The organism is Ruegeria sp. CK2, from assembly GCF_056536585.1.
The window spans coordinates 90,313-106,809 of sequence record NZ_JBQFPW010000003.1 but is presented as its reverse complement, the minus strand read 5'-3'; the positions used below and the strand labels follow the sequence as shown (position 1 = coordinate 106,809).

Sequence of the window (16,497 nt, the reverse complement as noted above, 5' to 3'; positions counted from 1 at the left end):
CAGTTCGGCATTCTATCGAGACGAGAGTGAAGAATCACATCCCAGCCAGGTATGCGCCACAAACCAAAGCCAATGCAGTGACGGCGAAGCTCAAAAGCATGTCCCAGTTCAGCATGAACAGGAAACTCAGGCTCTGATAGGATTTATGCATCGTATTTGTCATAGTAGGCCCTCAACCAGCGGCGTTTCGATAGCCGAGGAATGCGGCAATAGTGCGGCATTTATGTGCCGCACGCGCCTCAATCAGCAAAACAAGTCGTTGGTCAAAGAAAACAACATCAGGCTAAGAATCAGCGTGATGCCGACACCCATAAGCACCCGCAGCGCCTTGTCGCTGGGTGGTTTACCGGCAACGGCCTCGTACGCGTAAAACACCAAATGGCCGCCGTCCAAGGCGGGGATCGGAAACAGATTCAACAGACCGACGGCCGTCGACAACACGGCAATGAAGAAGATGAAGTTCTGTGCGCCCTGACTGGCCATTGCACCTGATGTTTCGGCGATACCAATCGGGCCGGATATGTTGCAGGTGCTGATCGCCCCTGTCACCATATGCCATATCCCCGATAGCGACCCTTCGATGATCCTTATCGTCTGTTGTACGCCGCCCGACAGCGACTCCAACACTCCCGCAGGCTCGGTGGCAGCCTCCAGCATCATGCCGCCTACAATCCCGATGCGCCAATGCGTTACGAACCCACCATCTGGCTGCGGCTCATCCGTCCGGCGCGGTGCAAGCGCAAACTCTAGATCAGCCCCGTCTCGCCAAACGTTCAGCAACAAAACCCGTCCGTCCGAGCCTTCGACAAATTCTTTGAGCTGCTCAAAAGCAAAGATTGGCTCTCCGTTTATAGAGGTAATCACATCCCCTTGCGCCAACTGGATATCCATGGCCGCGCTGCGGGGGGTCACTTGACGGATCAAGGGTGGGAACAACCAGGGAGCGGCGACGTCAATCGTCTGGCCGTCGCGGATAACGGTGTACTCCAGAATGGGCTCCACTGGCAGCGAATCCGTGAAATCGCCCCATGCGCCCTCTTCGTCAAAATCCGGTGTCGGAATGCCAGCGATCGCAACGATTTCATCGCCTTCCTGTAACCCTTGCTCTGTTCCTGGCAAGGGCTGAAGACTGCCGACGGTCAGCGGTTCACGCGACACGCCCTGCGACCAGAAAATCATCCCAAACACAAGGATCGACATGACGAAGTTAAACACCGGCCCTGCTGCGACTGTCGCCGTACGGGCCCAAAGGGGCGCGCCATGCATCGTGCGGCGCAGCTCTTCCGGGCTTTGTTCGGTGATCTCTTCCATCGCCTCTTCGTCTTTGCCCGAAGCGGCATTGGCATCCCCAAGAAATTTGACATATCCGCCGAAGGGTAACAGAGCGATCTGCCATCGCGTACCGCGCTTATCCATGCGGCTCCATAGGACGGGACCAAACCCAATGGAAAACACCTCGGCATGGATGCCAGACCACCGTCCAACGATGTAGTGGCCGTATTCATGAACTGCGACAATCACCGACAAAGCGATCACGAAGGCCACAATGGTCCAAAGCAAGTTGCCAAACTGTGGGATCAGAGAAAGTACGTCCAAAATTTTATCCTGCTCGTTTGATCACGGCATCATCAACCCATTGACGTGCCAGATGGTCTGTTTTCCACACGTTATCAAGTGTCATAGGGGCATCAATAAGGCCATCCGTTGCCTCGAACCGCTCTAGAACCGCGTCCACGACCTCGGCCATATTCAGGAATCCGATCCGGTGTGCGATGAAAAGGTCCAGGGCGCGTTCTTTGGCGGCGTTGAACACGGCGCCGGACAACCCGCCGCGCGCCATGACGTCGCGCGCCAATTTCAGCGCCGGATACCGCGCCAGATCCGGATCGCTAAAGCGCAACTGCCCCAGCTTTGCCAGATCCAGCCGTTGCACCGGCAGAGCCTGTCGTTCCGGCCAATGCAATGCATATCCGATGGCATGGCGCATATCCGGCGCGCCCAAATGGGCCATCACCGCCCCATCGTGAAACCCCACCATCGCGTGCACAATGGATTCCGGATGCACCAGAACTTCGATCTGATCCGGGGCAATGCCAAAGAACTCTCGGGTCTCTATGACCTCCAAGGCCTTGTTGAACATAGATGCACTGTCGATCGTGATGCGCTGACCCATATTCCAATTTGGGTGGTTGGACGCCTGCGCGACAGTGGCTTTGGCCAGTTCCGGCAGCGGCCAGTCCCGAAAGGCACCACCACTGGCGGTGATAATCACCCGCTCAACTGCGTCCATATCTTCGCCAGCTAAAGCCTGAAACACAGCCGAATGCTCGCTGTCTACCGGCAGGATACGCGCGTCATGCGCGCGCGCCGTGTCCAAGACCAACGCACCAGCACAAACAAGCGTTTCTTTGTTTGCCAGCGCCAACGCGGCCCCTTGCTTCAACGCCTCGATCCCCGGTGCCAGGCCAGCCGCACCCACAATCGCCGACATTACCCAATCGGCCGGCCGTGCTGCGGCCTCGGCAATGGCAGTCTCACCTGCTGCAACCTCGACCCCGCTGCCTTGCAGCGCATCTTTCAGGTCTTGAAAGCGGTCTTCATGGGCCGTAACCGCGAGATTAGCGCCCAACTTGCGGGCATCTGCCGCCAGCTGCGCGATATTCGCCCCGCCTGTCAGGGCGACGACATCATAGGCGTCTGGGTTTCGCGCAATCAGGTCAATCGTGTTCTGCCCGATCGAGCCGGTTGCACCAAAGATCGAAACTTTCCGCATCACATGGCTCCGGGCGCGTAGATCAATCCAGCAATGAGAACAAACAAGGACGCCCCCATCATACCGTCGAAACGATCCAGAAACCCGCCATGACCTGGGATCAGGTTGGAACTGTCCTTGACCCCGAATTTGCGCTTCGCAGCGCTTTCGACAATGTCACCCGCCTGGCTGGCCATCGACGCCAGAACCGAGATCAGGACGAAGGCCACACCAAACCCGCCATATTGGGCGAACACTATCCCGACAATTGCCGCCGCAACCCACCCTCCGGCAGTGCCGGACCAGGTTTTCTTCGGACTGACCTTGGGCCAGAATTTAGGGCCACCAACGGCTTTGCCAACGAAATAGCCGGCAACATCCGTGGCCACGACAACTGTGATCAACCAGATCATCCAGCCAAAGCCCATGTTTTCGCGAATGGATATGAACCCCAAGCCTGCGGCAGCTATCCAGATGGCAAACACCGCGTACAATCCGCGGAACTGGCTGACCTGCCCTGCCCCAACCAGCGCCGGAGCCAGCAGAAACGGCACTTTGTACAAGGGCGGCAAGTGATAGCTTAGAATGACCGCAACCCCGGTCAGAATGCCCAATTGCACAGCCACGCCTGCCCGCTGTGGCTCGATCATGCGGACCAGTTCCCAGGTCATAAGACCACATGCGGCGGCGATGAAGGTCTCGAACCAGATCCCCCCCAGCCAAACCTCGACCGAGCCAATCGCAACCAGAACGATCGCAGACAGAACCCGCGTGGTCAGATCAGACCATCGGCCGTCACTCATGCCGGAACCGCTCCAAACCGCCGTTCGCGCGACCCGTAATTGCGGCACAGGCGTTCCAACTCATCCGCAGAGAAATCGGGCCAGAGCGTGTCGATGAATTCGTATTCCGAATACGCCGATTGCCAGAGCAGAAAGTTGGAAATCCGGGCTTCGCCACTGGTCCGGATCACCAGGTCCGGGTCCGGCAGAACACGAGTATCCAGGTATTTTGGCAGCGTTTCCTGATCTACATCCTCGGGCCGCAACCGGCCTTCGGCCACGTCCAGGGCCAGACGCTTGGTCGCCCGCGCCACTTCATCCCGGCCGCCATAGTTCAACGCTACGGTCAGATGAACCAGATCGTTACCTTTTGTTTCCTCTTCCAGCGTATCCATCAAATCGGTCAGCTTGGCATCCAGCCGCACCCGATCCCCAATGAAACGCACGCGAATGCCGTTTTCCGCCAGCGTAGTGGTTTCCTTGATGATGTAGCGCCGAAACAGGCTCATCAATCCGGCGACTTCGACCTGCGTCCGTTTCCAGTTTTCTGTCGAAAAGGCAAACACTGTCAGATATTTGATGCCCAATCCCGGGCAGGCTTCGACCACTTCGCGCACGCGCCGCGCACCTGCATGGTGACCAAACAGCCTTGGCCGTCCGCGTGCCTGTGCCCAACGGCCGTTGCCATCCATGATGATGGCGACATGGCGCGGGCCGGCACACAGTTCGGGTTGGGGATCTTTGGGCATTTTACCGGTTCAGACCTGCATGATTTCGGACTGCTTGTTCTCAAGCGCAGCATCGACGGCTTTGATCATCTCGTCCGTCAGGTCCTGAACTTCGCTTTCCCAGAACTTCTGATCATCCTCGGACATGCCGTCGGCTTTGGCCTTCTTGATCTGATCCATACCGTCACGGCGGACGTTGCGGACGGAGACACGCGCGCTTTCTGCATATTGCCCGGCCACCTTGGTCAGCTCGCGGCGGCGTTCTTCGTTCAATTCGGGGATCGGCAGCATGATGATCGTGCCATTCAGCTGAGGATTGATCCCTAACCCGCTTTCGCGGATCGCTTTTTCCACTTTGCCGACAAGGCCCTTGTCCCAGACATTTACCGTGACCATGCGCGGTTCAGGAACGTTCACTGTGCCCACTTGGTTGATCGGTGTCATCGCGCCATAAGCGTCCACCATCACAGGTTCGAGCATCGAGGCCGACGCCCGACCTGTCCGCAGCGACGCAAATTCGGTTCTGAGGTTCGCCATAGCGCCGTCCATGCGGCGTTTCAAATCATCGGTGTCCAGTTCAAAGTCGTCAGACATGCTGCTCACTCCCCGTCTTCAGGTGATGTTTGGATGGGTCTTAAGCCATCACAATTGGGATGTATAGCAATCATGATCAGGAATTGTACCGATGGCCAGAGTCGTTTCGGCCATTTTTCATCAACATCTCAATCAGAAAACCGGCCAACCTGTGGGTCAGCCGGTTTGGAAATGTCTTTTGCCGTCAGGCGTTCACATCAACAACCACACGGCCCTTGACCTGACCTTTCAGAATGTCTGCGCCCAGTTGGGGAAGATCGGACAAAGCGGCCGGGTGAACCATTGCTTCCAGCTTGTCCATGGGCAAATCCGTGGCAACCCGCTGCCAAGCCCGGACGCGGTTGTCATAAGGCTGCATAACGCTGTCGATGCCCAGCAGGTTCACCCCTCGCAACAGGAACGGAATCACGGTTGCAGGCAATGCCGCGCCACCCGCCAGACCAACCGCGGCAACAGAGGCACCGTATTTCATTTGCCCCAACACACGCGCCAGCATTTCGCCACCAACCGCATCAACGCAGCCCGCCCAGTTTTCGCTTTCAAGCGGGCGTTTGGTGGTCTCATTCAGCTCATCACGCGGAACAATAGTCGTAGCCCCCAGGGATCTCAGGTAATCTCCGGTTTCCGGACGGCCAGTCACGGCCGCAACCTCATAGCCCAGATGACCCAGAATGGCCGTCGCAACCGATCCAACGCCACCTGCGGCACCAGTCACCAGCACGGGTCCGTGCTCCGGTGTCATGCCATGATCTTCCAAGGCCATCACGGCCAGCATCGCGGTGAAACCAGCGGTTCCCACGGCCATAGCCTGTCGCGTATCCAGGCCATCGGGCAAGGGTACCAGCCAGTCCGCCAATGCGTTGGCTCTCTGAGAATAGCCACCCCAATGCGCCTCACCCACGCGCCAACCGGTCAGAACAACCTTGTCACCCGGCTTGTAGCGATCATCCGAGGACGCCTCGACCGTACCGGCATAATCGATGCCGGGCACATGCGGATAAGATCGCACCAACCCGCCGCCCTTGGGCGACATGCACAAACCGTCTTTGTAGTTCACAGTGGAATACTCGACGGCCACAGTCACGTCGCCATGTGGCAGCGCATCCAAAGAAAGCTGCTGGACCGACGCGCTCGCCAGGCCGCTTTCCTCATCCTTTTCCATCACCAATGCATTGAACATCCAAAGCTTCCTTTCGTTGTTTCGCGACCGGATTCACACTTCATCTGGCCAAAAATATCCCGGGGGAGTTGCGTAGCAACGCGGGCAGAGCCCCAACACCCATTAAATCCAGAACCTCTCTTGCACCGTTGCGCGGCGCATGCCGTCAGGTGTCTCGACCTCCACACCTGTTCCAGCGTCCCAGTGGCTCAACCTCAGCATACCAATCGAAACGTTTGTTTCGAAATCTGGGGACCAGGCCGAAGAGGTCACCTGCCCCACCCGTTTGCCACTTGCATATACCGGCCAGGGGCCATCACATGGCGGCACAACATCCCCTTCAATCGCGATCGGTCGGATTTGCTGAACTGGTCCTTCCTTGGCCACGCGCAGCAGGGCGTCTCGTCCGATGCAACCAATTGCCGTATGGGTGTTGCAGAACTTGCCTAACCCACATTCATGCGGAGTGTTATCGTCGGTCATGTCGTTGCCGTAAGACAACAAGCCACCTTCGATCCGCTCGATCAAATTCGGACATCCGGCGCGCACTTGCAGGTCCCCACCCGCAGCGAACAGCGCATTCCACAAAGGCATGCCGATATCTCTGCCTTCGACATAGATCTCAAAACCGCCCTGCTTGGAATAGCCTGAGCGTGCAACCGCCAGATCCCTGCCTTCGAACTGGAACATGTCAAATTTGAAGAACCGAATGTCCCGCACCCGGTCGCCAAAGACCCGTGCCATGAGTTCGTCGGCCTTTGGTCCTTGAATCGCCAGAGGTGAAACGTCCGGCTCATCCACCAGCACGTCCAGACGATACCCGTTGGCCAAGCCCTTGACCCAAAGCAACAAATCGCTGTCGGCAATAGAGACCCACCAGCGATCTTCGGACAGTTTCACAGCCACCGGATCGTTCAACATGCCGCCGGTTTCATCGACAATAGGCACGTAAAAGCACTGGCCCGGCAGCATGCCGCGCAAATCTCGGGGCGTCAGCATCTGCATCAACCGTGCTGCGTCGGGCCCTCGCAGTTCGACCTGGCGTTCGCAGGAAACATCCCAAACCTGAACACGTTCCTTCAGGTGCCGATAATCAGCCTGCACGCTTTCGAAAACCGTAGGCAACAACATGTGGTTATAAACCGTATATGCCTTTACGCCCGCAGCTTCGACGCCATCTGAAAATGGCGTTCGCCGCAAGCGGCGGGACAAGGAAATTTGCGGCATTCACACCTCCTGTGGCATAAAGACAAGATCGCTGACAGGCGCGGCCGAGCCGGTTTCAGTCAGCATTTTGTGGATTTGTCCCCGGTGATGGGTCTGGTGATTGAAGAAATGGATGATGCTTCGGGCGTAAGGCACCGTAACATCGTCTTGTTTCGCGGCTGAAAACCACGTGAACTCACCCGTCAAAGAGCCGTCTCCCAGGCTCTTGGCCCAGTCTGCTATGCGCGCGTCCATGGTATTCCGAAGGGGCAGCCATTCGCTCAGATCCGCGCAGATCGCGGTGCTTTCCGGTATTCCGCAATTGGGGCCTTCGCCCTTGTCAAAGCGCGACATCCAGATCCAGTCGCCCCAGAGCAGGTGGTTTGCCGTTCCCAGGATCGACCCGAAAAAAGCCCCACGTTCGCGCGTCAATTCTTCTTGGGTCAGACCTTCAAAGAACTCTGCCAGCTGATTGTTTTGCCACGTATTATAACGCGCCATTTCAAGGGCATAGGCACCGGTGATCATCACTTTGGTCCATGCCAGTCGATGGGGCAAATTTCGGCGGATTTGCCGCCAAAGTCCCAAATGCGGCCATAGTCGCGCACCCGCGACTTGGTTCCACGAGCCACAATGATGTCCGGACCCATCCAATATTTTGAGTTCGACACCATGACCGGGTGCTCCGGGTCCTGGCCCGCCAGCATCTCGATCTCGCCCTGAATCTTGCGCCCAATGGCGATCCGACGCTTGTTACCGTCTCGCTCAATCTGAACCGGGGCACGTTCGGCGCCGATGATCTCGCTGACCAGCATGGTGAACAGACCCGTGGTGCCCCCCGCCTGACCACTGAAGATTTGCAGCAGACCATTGTACGCTTTGCCGCTGGCGCGTTCGTCCACATAGGCCGCAACTTTCCACTGCCCCTCACCCATGCGGCCGGGAATATCGACCAAAAGACCGACGTTCAGACCCGACAGATCCTCACCTTCGAAATGGCCTTCATCGATGATCACACCCATCCAGGCGTGGCAATGCCCTTCGGTTGGAGGGTGCGCGCCCAGAGACACAACACAGGGACAAAACACATCGCAGGAACAGTTTAGGATCAGCTCACCTTTAATGGCCCATTCCGTCGGGCTCATCTCGCGCCGCTTGGGGTTGGGCATGCGGCTGTCGATCCGTTGACTGATAGGCAACCTGTCGGCTTCTGGTTTTCTGTTTTTGGCCATAGGCTTATCCTCCGTATACAATGGGATAGATCAGCAGTGCGGCGCCGCCTGCTATTAGTAGAAACCCCATCGGTCGGGTCACGACATGACCGATTTGGGGAAGTTTTTCCAAAACCATAAACAAGGTCGCCAGCCCCATCCACAACAGGCTCATGACACCGCCGACGAAGCCAAGCGCCATAAAGCCCCAGCAACAGCCGACACAGAACGCGCCCAATCCAAGGCCCATGCGCAGGCCGCCTGTAAAGCCGGGTTTCCAGTGGCCCAGGAAATAGGTCATTGGGGCGTGGCACACGCCATGACAGACCTCTTTCGCACGGGTGAACTGGAAAGCGCCAACAGCGATCAGCAATCCGCCTGCGATCCAGTTGGATTTGGCTATGCCCAGCATGTCCACAACGCCGCCAAACAGCAATACAAGCTGAATACCTGTGATCAGGGCGGCAAATCCAACCCACACCACGAAATAGCCGGTCAATACGCCCAACCACCCGCTGCGCGACCCGTCAGCGCTGCGGATCAGGTCTTCATAGCTGCGCAAGGTGGGTACCAGCGTCGGCAACATCATCGCTGCCATCATGATCGCCCACATCCAGAACAACGGGCCGAACTCGGCCATGGGCATGTACATGTCCATGCGTGGGTCCATGGCACGCATCGCCTCGCCCATCGGGCCCGGGCGCCCGATCCAATCCAGATCCATGTCCCGGTTCATCGAGAACATGATCCACCATGACCACAGGATCATGGCGTAAAAGCCCAGCCATAAACCGCTGCGAAGCATTGCGCGACTCACGTGTCCCTCCCGACTCATCTCTTGCTTTTCAAATGTCAGACTTTTAAATGTCAGACAAATAAAAATTGATCCACGGTTGCCGAAACATGAAAATCGACCCTCAAAAACCTGCTGACCTGTCCGCCCAGATTGCACAGGCCATCCGTGATGCCATTGTGTCCGGAGAGTTGATCGTTGATGAGCGGTTGCCGTCTGAGACCGAATTGTCGGATCAGTTTCAGGTCTCGCGCCCTACTGTACGCGAAGCCTTGAAGCGGCTGGCAGCCCAATCATTGATACGGACGCAACGCGGCGCTTCCGGGGGTGCATTTGTCAATCGCCTCAGCTTTCAGGACGCGTATTCGCAGCAAATCACAACCTCGACGCTGTTGTTGTCGATGAATGCGGTGACCTTCGACACGGCTTGCGAGGCGCGGTATGCGCTGGAGCGGGCCTGCGCGCCGATGTCGGCGGAACGGCGCACGGCGGATCAACTGGCGACTATGCGCGCCGAGATTTTTCGCCAATCTCAACCCGGTCTGACGGATGAGGCTTTCTGCGCATCAGATGTGGCCTTTCATCGCGCGTTGGTCGATGGCGCAGGCAACCCGGTTTTGTCCTACCAACTGGCCGGCGCAGTCGAAGCGATGCAGCCCTTGATGAACATGATCACCTTCACTGCGCGTTCCCGCGAAGAAATCATTCTGTTCCATGAGAAAATCGCTGACGCGCTTGAGGCGCGGGACGCCGAGACTGTAGACAATACTTTGGTCGATCTTGAATCCTACACACGTCTGCTAGCCCATGATGTGGCCGAACGGCGACGCAAACCCGCCTGATCCCACATCAGGCCCGAATTCGAGGCAGAGAAACAGGCACAAGGACACACGAGCAGCTAGAAGGATGTCATCCGGCATCAAGACCGGAACTCTCAATAAAATTGAATATCAATTGCTTACGGGAGGACGTTATGAACCAAAGACCGGACCCTACCTTTTATCCATCAGCCAAACTGGCAATGGAGGGCCCGACTGAGACGCTTGCTTTCACGCTGATGCTCAGTCCTGATTTTTCGCAACCTGATGGGCTGGCGGTTGTGAATGTCGATCCGACATCGGACGACTTTGGCAAAATCGTGCATCAGGTGATCATGCCGGAAAAGGGCGATGAGTTTCACCATTTCGGATGGAATGCCTGTTCGTCTTCCCTGTCGCCGCTTAGTGGCCATGCCTTCCTCGAGCGTCGGTATTTGATCATTCCCGGCATTCGATCCAGCCGGATCTACATCATCGATGTGAAGAACCCGCTGGAAGCGAAGATTCACAAGATTATCGAACCCGAAGAAGTCTTTGCAAAGACAGGGTATTCCCGCCCCCATACGATCCATTGCGGCCCCGAAGGCATCTATGTCAGCACCTTGGGCGGTGCGGGTGAAGACGGTACAGACGGCCCTCCGGGCATCTTCATCATGGACTGCGAGACCTTCGATATCATCGGACGCTATGAAATCGAACGCGGCGTGCAGGACAAACACTATGATTTCTGGTGGAATCTGCCGCGCGATTACATGGTCAGTTCCGAATGGGGTCTGCCCCCGCAATTCGAAAACGGGATCGTGGCCGAGGATTTGCTGTCGAACAAATACGGACACAGCATCCATTTCTGGAACCTGCGCAACCGAACCAACATCCAGACAATTGATTTGGGTGAAAACCACCAGATGGCGCTGGAAATTCGCCCTGCGCATGATCCGGTCAAGCAATATGGGTTCTGTGGCGTGGTTGTGGACACGACCAACCTGCAAGGCGCGATTTTTACATGGTGGCGCAACGACGATGGCACGTTCGAGGCCAAGAAAACCATCACGATCGACCCGCAGCCGGCAGACCCGGACGACCTGCCCGAGTTGCTTAAAGGGTTCTCGGCCGTGCCTCCGCTGGTCACGGATATCGACCTCAGCCTGGATGACAAATATCTGTACGTTGCCTGCTGGGGCACGGGTGAGATGCATCAATACGATGTTTCGGACCCGATGAACCCGAAATTGGCCGGTAAGGTCGAGGTCGGCGGGATTGTCAAAAAGACCAAACACCCGAACGGGCAGGACTTTGGCTATGGTCCCCAAATGGTCGAAATCAGCCGCGACGGCAAACGTGTCTACTGGACCAATTCGCTGTATTCCACCTGGGATGATCAATTCTATCCCGGTGAACGCGGCGCCGCCATGGTCAAGGCGGATGTCGGTGAGAACGGAGGCCTGACACTGGATCCGAAATTCTGGGTCGATTTCCCTGCCGGGTATCGCGCCCATCAGATCCGTCTGGAAGGTGGCGACTGTTCAACGGACAGCTTCTGCTACCCCTCCGTCTAATTTGGAGTGGTTGATGACATCAACGGCTGGCCTTTGGCTGGCCGTTGTACTCAGCGGTGCTTATCACGGGTTGAACCCCGGTATGGGATGGCCGCTGGCGGTATCTTCCGCATTGATGGAGCAACGGCAATCGGCACTGTGGCGCGCGCTGGCGGCTTTGGCGGGCGGGCATTTCGTGGCCATGCTGGGAGTGCTTCTACCCTTCGCGCTGATGGCGGTATTGGTGGATTACCAAAAAGAAATCCGCATCGGCGCCGCGCTAATTGTCATTGCCATGGGTCTCTACATCGCTATTACACGCCGCCATCCGCGGATGTTGTCGCGTATTCCACCCAGCAAGCTGGCCTTGTGGTCTTTTCTGGTGGCATTGGCGCACGGGGCCGCCCTGATGCTGGTGCCGATCTACCTTGGGCTCTGTGGGCTGGATGAGCTGGATGCGGGCCATCGCGCCGTATCCGAGATTATGGCCACAAATGGCCTGCTGGTACTGGCGGTTGCGGCAATCCATACAGCCGCGATGATCTTGGGCGGGGGTCTTCTCGCCTATGCCGTTTATCGCTGGTTGGGCCTGCAGTTTCTATCGCGCACCTGGTTCAATCTCGAACTGATCTGGGCGTTCAGCCTAATTTTGGTTGGTGCGTTGGGGCTCTGGTCTACGCTCGGGTGACCTTGCACTTGGAACTCAAACACGCTTTGTCTGCCCCGGACATTTCATGGAGCTTCCATATGCAAGACAGCACGCGCCCGACAGATATGCTGCGTCAGGGCAAATCCGCCGATTGGCAGGCCGCAACCACGCACGCCTTCACGCGTGAATTGGCCGACGGCACCCTGCCCGAACATAAGATGCGCTGGTATCTGGAGCAGGATTATCAATTCGTGGACGGCTTTGTGCGCCTGCTGGCCAGCGCCATCGCCCATGCCCCGAGTTTGGCCGACAGTGTCCCTGCAGCGCAATTTCTGGCGGTGATCACCGGCCCCGAAAATACCTATTTCCTGCGCGCGATGGAGGCCTTGGGCACCGAACCCAGCAATGATGCCGCCCCGGCCACCCGCGCATTTCAAGACCTGATGGCCGAGGCCGCAACATCAGGTCGATATGAGAACATGCTGGCTGTCCTTGTGGTGGCCGAATGGGTGTATCTGACCTGGGCCAGCCCGGAAAACCCTCCGAAAGATGAACTTCCTTTCTGGTTCGCCGAATGGATCACGCTACATGCGGGCGACGGGTTCGAGAGCGTTGTGGACTACCTTCGAAGTCAGCTCGACAAGGTCTGGCCCACGCTGAATACCAGTGCTCAGGCCGAGGTCACACAGCTGTTCCACCGCGCGATCGAGCTTGAGCGTGAATTCTTCGACGCCGCATACGCGGCCTGATACGGGAAAGGTCCGTTTATGGTCACAACACTGAATGTCATCGCCGCCGTACTGACCATCGGCTTTGGATTGTTTGGATTTCTGGCGCCCGCTTGGACGGCAGCGTCGTTGGATCTAGCACCCACAAATAGTACAATGGGTCTAAGCGAGATGCGCGCCTCGGTCGGTGGGTTGTTTGTCGTGACGGGCATAGCTGTCCTGTGGCTGAACGCTCCGATGGCCTATGCCATGCTTGGTGTGGTCTATGCCGGGGCGGCGTTGGGGCGGTTCGTGTCTGTGTTTGTCGACCATCCCCCCTTGGCCAAGGCCGTAACATTTGGTGGAATCGAACTGGTCCTGGCTGTTTGGCTGATTGCAGCGAACATCAATAAAACACCATAACATATTGTAACTGCTAAGATCGAGCGGATGTAATCTGAGTTTGCATCCGGTCGGAACCTCACCTATATAAGTCTTGTCCTTCGGGACTATGGACATAAACGCGCTCGTAATAAGCGGATCGGACCCGGGGGCGGTACCCGGCGGCTCCACCATATATCTTCTGGAGATATCCTTCATTTGGGGATTTCGTCAGAATCGGGGGGCCGAAATAGGATCGACGAACGTCTAAAGGGGTTAGCTTTGTCTCGGCTGTCTGCCACCGTTACCGGCGAAAACAGTACAATTGCAAATGACAATCGTGCTCCGGTTGCAGTTGCTGCGTAAGCAGTAGCAAGACCGAAACTTAAGCCCTTGCGCCTAGCCGTGTAAGGCGGGGTTCGCAGGTACCTGGCAACAGAAACCTGCATTTTCCTGCAATTTTGTCTGCGTTTTTAGCGTTCTCTGTACATATTCAGGGTTTGTTCATCCCTTTTTGCCAACGTCTGACCGGACAGACAGGAGAGCCGGGATGGCAAATTCAGACATACTCAAAACATGGTATTCCGAGGTTTGGGAAAACGGGAATACTGACGCAATCGATCAGTTCTTCGCGCCCGAAACAATGGCCGAGGGGTTGATCCCAGAAATGCAGGTTGGTGCGGATGACTTCCGCGATCTGGTTATGGCATTCCGACACGTGCTGGGCGAAATCAAGGTTGATTTGCCCAAGATCATCGAGAATGACGATTGGGTATCGGCCATTCTGCATGTCAAAACCTTTCGTGCAGACAATGGCGCGCCGCTTGAAGTGACAGGTCAGGTCATGGCGCGGTTCAAAGACAACAAGATGGTCGAGGCTTATAACCAGTTTGATTTTGTGTCATTGTTTGAACAACTTGGTCAGTTTCCACAGGACACACTGCCAGTTTGCATGACTGGGCAAAGGCTCGACTGGGCTTGATCAGACGCAAACCAATCTTGACCCCCAAGGCGCTTGCGCGGTAGCAAGTGCCATGGGGTAAGATTGCGAACGCCCCGTGAGGCGACAGCCCAAGTTTCGCATGTATCCGACAGTATAAGGAAACATGCCATGGCATCGCCAAACTCAATTGCTCCCAGACAACTGCTGCGTTTGATCGGCACGCCACAAGCACCAGTGCTGGTCGATATTTGTATCGATGAAGATTTCGAAGCCGATCCGTTTCTGATCCCAGGGTCGATCCGGCACCCGGCAACCGACATACCCGGGTTGGTTCGGCTGCTTTCGGGGCGTCCGAGTGTCATCATTTGTCAAAAAGGCAAAAAGCTGAGTCAGGGAATGGTCTCGTGGCTGCGCAGTGAAGGCCATTCAGCCGAATATCTAGAAGGCGGGATGTATGCGTGGCGTGACCTGCCAGAGGCGTTGCGCATCCCTGTTGCCCCCCTACCCGCACTGGCGGCCGGCGGAACAGTCTGGGTGACCCGTCATCGGCCAAAGATCGATCGGATTGCGTGCCCTTGGCTGATCCGGCGGTTCATTGATCCCAACGCCCGTTTCTTGTTCGTTGCGCCGGACGAGGTTGAAAGCGTAGCTGAGAAATTTGATGCCATCCTCTTTGACGTCGAAAACACCTTTTGGACCCATCGTGGCGACAAATGTACGTTTGATACATTGCTGGAGGAATTCAGCCTCTCGTCTGCCGCTTTGGACCGACTTGCACGTGTGATCAGGGCTGCGGACACCAACAGACATGATCTGGCGCCCGAAGCGGCTGGATTGCTCGCCGTTTCCGTTGGACTGTCACGCCAATTCCGTGACGATCACGAAAACCTCGACGCGGGCATGAACCTGTACGATGCGCTGTATCGCTGGGCGCGCGATGGGTTTGATGAAGGTCACGACTGGCCCACAGGTCGCAAGCCATGACGCCAACATTGAAAGAACTTATCCAAGTGTTTGGGCGCATCGGTCTGCTGTCTTTTGGCGGGCCAGCGGCGCAAATCTCGCTTATGCATCAAGAGCTTGTCGAACGCCGACCCTGGCTGGACGAACAATCATATCTGCGGGCCTTGTCGCTGTGCATGTTGTTGCCGGGCCCCGAGGCTATGCAGCTGGCGACCTATGCGGGTTGGAAAATGCGCGGTGTGAGCGGTGGCCTGATTGCCGGCAGTCTCTTTGTCCTGCCCGGGGCCATCGTGATCACCGTCTTGGTCTCGCTTTATGCAGCATTTGGCGATCTTCCACCTGTTCAGTCCGCATTCCTGGGGATCAAAGCGACAGTCATCGTGATTGTCCTACAGGCCCTACGCAACCTGTCACGCAAGGCATTGACAGATGTCGAGCATCGGATGATTGCAGGGCTGGGATTTATTGCGATCTTTCTGCTGAACCTCCCCTTCCCGCTTATCATTCTTGTTGCTGCAGTGTGGGGGTATGTGTCCTTCAAGGGCACGGTTCCCGTGATCGAAACACCTGCAACCCCAAGCTTGGCGCGACCCGTGCGGACAACCGCCATTTGGTTGACGCTGTGGCTGGGCCCATTGTTTTTGCTCAGCATCACCGGGCAACAGCTGCTCAGTGATTTGGGCTGGTTCTTTGCGCGCTTGGCTGTTGTAACCTTTGGCGGGGCCTATGCGGTTCTCGCCTACATGACGCAAACTGTGGTCGATCAATACCACTGGATCAGCACCAACCAGATGATCGACGCGCTTGGGCTGGCGGAAACCACCCCCGGCCCCCTTATTCTGGTCACCCAATTTGTGGCGATGCTAACCGGACAGATGAATGGCGGTCTCTCGCTGGCGCTCGCAGCCGGAGCCGTAGCGCTTTGGGCGACATTTGTTCCCTGTTTCCTTTGGATTTTTCTGGCGGCCCCATATCTTGACCGCTTGGCCACCCGCCCCCGGCTGTCTGCAGCATTGCATGGAATCACCGCGGCCGTCGTGGGCGTGATTCTCAACCTTTCATTGTGGTTTGCCCTGAACGTTCTGTTCGGATCCGTTCCGCGAATGTCATGGGGCCCGGTAGCACTTCCTGTCCCGGATGTCGGCAGCCTGGACTTTACGGCACTGGCCTTGACGCTTGTCGCCGGTGTGTTGATTTTCCGAATGAAACTCGGGATGGCGACTGTGTTGACGCTGATGGCAGTTGTTGGATTGGCTGCACATTTTATCTGATCAAT

19 protein-coding genes and 1 other RNA gene are annotated in these 16,497 nt (G+C 56.8%); 9 read left to right on the top strand and 11 right to left on the bottom strand.

The genetic code is table 11. The annotated features are described in order from the left end of the window. Positions 1-34: 34 nt before the first annotated feature. The 11 genes from ACR0BU_RS06000 to ACR0BU_RS05950 form a co-directional block, all read right to left on the bottom strand. Complete coding sequence (locus ACR0BU_RS06000; protein ID WP_298935605.1) at positions 35-163, bottom strand: hypothetical protein; 129 nt, start codon at positions 161-163, stop codon at positions 35-37. Positions 164-243: 80 nt separating this feature from the next. Continuing rightward, a complete protein-coding gene (rseP, locus tag ACR0BU_RS05995) occupies positions 244-1,596 on the bottom strand; it encodes an RIP metalloprotease RseP (protein WP_480735490.1) in 1,353 nt (450 codons plus the stop codon). A 4-nt stretch (positions 1,597-1,600) separates the two neighbouring features. Beyond that, the gene (gene dxr / locus ACR0BU_RS05990; protein WP_480735488.1) at positions 1,601-2,773 is read right to left on the bottom strand and encodes a 1-deoxy-D-xylulose-5-phosphate reductoisomerase; all 1,173 of its coding nucleotides are present in this window, start codon (positions 2,771-2,773) and stop codon (positions 1,601-1,603) included. Further along, positions 2,773-3,555, bottom strand: coding sequence for a phosphatidate cytidylyltransferase (locus ACR0BU_RS05985; RefSeq protein WP_480735487.1), 783 nt, complete (start codon positions 3,553-3,555; stop codon positions 2,773-2,775). Before ACR0BU_RS05985 ends, dxr begins: the two co-directional genes overlap by 1 nt. Then, positions 3,552-4,283, bottom strand: a complete 732-nt coding sequence (gene uppS / locus ACR0BU_RS05980) for a polyprenyl diphosphate synthase (protein WP_298935613.1) — start codon at positions 4,281-4,283, stop codon at positions 3,552-3,554. Before uppS ends, ACR0BU_RS05985 begins: the two co-directional genes overlap by 4 nt. Positions 4,284-4,292: 9 nt before the next feature. Next, a complete protein-coding gene (gene frr, locus ACR0BU_RS05975) occupies positions 4,293-4,856 on the bottom strand; it encodes a ribosome recycling factor (protein ID WP_120635394.1) in 564 nt (187 codons plus the stop codon). Between the two features lie 184 nt (positions 4,857-5,040). Beyond that, positions 5,041-6,036 carry an acryloyl-CoA reductase gene (gene acuI / locus ACR0BU_RS05970; protein ID WP_480735484.1) on the bottom strand — a complete coding sequence of 332 codons (996 nt, stop codon included), beginning with the start codon at positions 6,034-6,036 and terminating at the stop codon, positions 5,041-5,043. Positions 6,037-6,138: 102 nt separating this feature from the next. After that, positions 6,139-7,242: a dimethylsulfoniopropionate demethylase gene (locus ACR0BU_RS05965; RefSeq protein WP_480735482.1), complete on the bottom strand. Its 1,104-nt coding sequence runs from the start codon at positions 7,240-7,242 to the stop codon at positions 6,139-6,141. Beyond that, on the bottom strand, positions 7,243-7,749 hold the full coding sequence (locus ACR0BU_RS05960; protein WP_480735480.1) for a DinB family protein: 507 nt from the start codon (positions 7,747-7,749) through the stop codon (positions 7,243-7,245). Beyond that, on the bottom strand, positions 7,749-8,453 hold the full coding sequence (locus ACR0BU_RS05955; protein ID WP_298935624.1) for a DUF1326 domain-containing protein: 705 nt from the start codon (positions 8,451-8,453) through the stop codon (positions 7,749-7,751). The genes ACR0BU_RS05960 and ACR0BU_RS05955 overlap by 1 nt, the downstream gene beginning before the upstream one ends. Before the next feature lie 4 nt (positions 8,454-8,457). Next, entirely contained in the window at positions 8,458-9,237 is a 780-nt protein-coding gene (locus ACR0BU_RS05950; protein WP_299076625.1) for a DUF2182 domain-containing protein, read from the bottom strand. Positions 9,238-9,335: 98 nt separating this feature from the next. Between ACR0BU_RS05950 and ACR0BU_RS05945 the strand changes: the two genes are divergently transcribed. The 9 genes from ACR0BU_RS05945 (at position 9,336) to chrA (ending at position 16,492) form a co-directional block, all read left to right on the top strand. Continuing rightward, complete coding sequence (locus ACR0BU_RS05945; RefSeq protein WP_298935626.1) at positions 9,336-10,067, top strand: FadR/GntR family transcriptional regulator; 732 nt, start codon at positions 9,336-9,338, stop codon at positions 10,065-10,067. A 131-nt stretch (positions 10,068-10,198) separates the two neighbouring features. Continuing rightward, positions 10,199-11,599, top strand: coding sequence for a selenium-binding protein SBP56-related protein (locus tag ACR0BU_RS05940; RefSeq protein ID WP_299075181.1), 1,401 nt, complete (start codon positions 10,199-10,201; stop codon positions 11,597-11,599). A 13-nt stretch (positions 11,600-11,612) separates the two neighbouring features. Then, a complete protein-coding gene (locus ACR0BU_RS05935) occupies positions 11,613-12,266 on the top strand; it encodes a hypothetical protein (RefSeq protein WP_298935628.1) in 654 nt (217 codons plus the stop codon). Positions 12,267-12,325: 59 nt separating this feature from the next. Next, entirely contained in the window at positions 12,326-12,976 is a 651-nt protein-coding gene (locus ACR0BU_RS05930) for a TenA family protein (RefSeq protein ID WP_480735477.1), read from the top strand. Between the two features lie 18 nt (positions 12,977-12,994). Beyond that, on the top strand, positions 12,995-13,357 hold the full coding sequence (locus ACR0BU_RS05925) for a DUF4345 family protein (RefSeq protein WP_299075173.1): 363 nt from the start codon (positions 12,995-12,997) through the stop codon (positions 13,355-13,357). A 36-nt stretch (positions 13,358-13,393) separates the two neighbouring features. After that, positions 13,394-13,765, top strand: a transfer-messenger RNA (tmRNA) gene (gene ssrA, locus ACR0BU_RS05920). A 100-nt stretch (positions 13,766-13,865) separates the two neighbouring features. After that, positions 13,866-14,297, top strand: coding sequence for an ester cyclase (locus ACR0BU_RS05915; RefSeq protein ID WP_298935632.1), 432 nt, complete (start codon positions 13,866-13,868; stop codon positions 14,295-14,297). Positions 14,298-14,426: 129 nt separating this feature from the next. Further along, positions 14,427-15,242 (top strand): chromate resistance protein ChrB domain-containing protein, encoded by an 816-nt coding sequence (locus ACR0BU_RS05910; RefSeq protein WP_480735475.1) that lies wholly within the window; start codon positions 14,427-14,429, stop codon positions 15,240-15,242. Further along, positions 15,239-16,492 carry a chromate efflux transporter gene (gene chrA / locus ACR0BU_RS05905; RefSeq protein WP_480735474.1) on the top strand — a complete coding sequence of 418 codons (1,254 nt, stop codon included), beginning with the start codon at positions 15,239-15,241 and terminating at the stop codon, positions 16,490-16,492. The genes ACR0BU_RS05910 and chrA overlap by 4 nt, the downstream gene beginning before the upstream one ends. Positions 16,493-16,497: the final 5 nt, after the last annotated feature.

Bases quoted from the DNA above. Each gene is read 5' to 3' on its own strand.
- ACR0BU_RS06000 (WP_298935605.1), bottom strand. From the start codon at position 163: ATGACAAATACGATGCATAAATCCTATCAGAGCCTGAGTTTCCTGTTC.
- dxr (WP_480735488.1), bottom strand. From the start codon at position 2,773: ATGCGGAAAGTTTCGATCTTTGGTGCAACCGGCTCGATCGGGCAGAAC.
- ACR0BU_RS05985 (WP_480735487.1), bottom strand. From the start codon at position 3,555: ATGAGTGACGGCCGATGGTCTGATCTGACCACGCGGGTTCTGTCTGCG.
- uppS (WP_298935613.1), bottom strand. From the start codon at position 4,283: ATGCCCAAAGATCCCCAACCCGAACTGTGTGCCGGCCCGCGCCATGTC.
- frr (WP_120635394.1), bottom strand. From the start codon at position 4,856: ATGTCTGACGACTTTGAACTGGACACCGATGATTTGAAACGCCGCATG.
- acuI (WP_480735484.1), bottom strand. From the start codon at position 6,036: ATGTTCAATGCATTGGTGATGGAAAAGGATGAGGAAAGCGGCCTGGCG.
- ACR0BU_RS05965 (WP_480735482.1), bottom strand. From the start codon at position 7,242: ATGCCGCAAATTTCCTTGTCCCGCCGCTTGCGGCGAACGCCATTTTCA.
- ACR0BU_RS05960 (WP_480735480.1), bottom strand. From the start codon at position 7,749: ATGATCACCGGTGCCTATGCCCTTGAAATGGCGCGTTATAATACGTGG.
- ACR0BU_RS05955 (WP_298935624.1), bottom strand. From the start codon at position 8,453: ATGGCCAAAAACAGAAAACCAGAAGCCGACAGGTTGCCTATCAGTCAA.
- ACR0BU_RS05950 (WP_299076625.1), bottom strand. From the start codon at position 9,237: ATGCTTCGCAGCGGTTTATGGCTGGGCTTTTACGCCATGATCCTGTGG.
- ACR0BU_RS05945 (WP_298935626.1), top strand. From the start codon at position 9,336: ATGAAAATCGACCCTCAAAAACCTGCTGACCTGTCCGCCCAGATTGCA.
- ACR0BU_RS05940 (WP_299075181.1), top strand. From the start codon at position 10,199: ATGAACCAAAGACCGGACCCTACCTTTTATCCATCAGCCAAACTGGCA.
- ACR0BU_RS05935 (WP_298935628.1), top strand. From the start codon at position 11,613: ATGACATCAACGGCTGGCCTTTGGCTGGCCGTTGTACTCAGCGGTGCT.
- ACR0BU_RS05930 (WP_480735477.1), top strand. From the start codon at position 12,326: ATGCAAGACAGCACGCGCCCGACAGATATGCTGCGTCAGGGCAAATCC.
- ACR0BU_RS05925 (WP_299075173.1), top strand. From the start codon at position 12,995: ATGGTCACAACACTGAATGTCATCGCCGCCGTACTGACCATCGGCTTT.
- ACR0BU_RS05915 (WP_298935632.1), top strand. From the start codon at position 13,866: ATGGCAAATTCAGACATACTCAAAACATGGTATTCCGAGGTTTGGGAA.
- ACR0BU_RS05910 (WP_480735475.1), top strand. From the start codon at position 14,427: ATGGCATCGCCAAACTCAATTGCTCCCAGACAACTGCTGCGTTTGATC.
- chrA (WP_480735474.1), top strand. From the start codon at position 15,239: ATGACGCCAACATTGAAAGAACTTATCCAAGTGTTTGGGCGCATCGGT.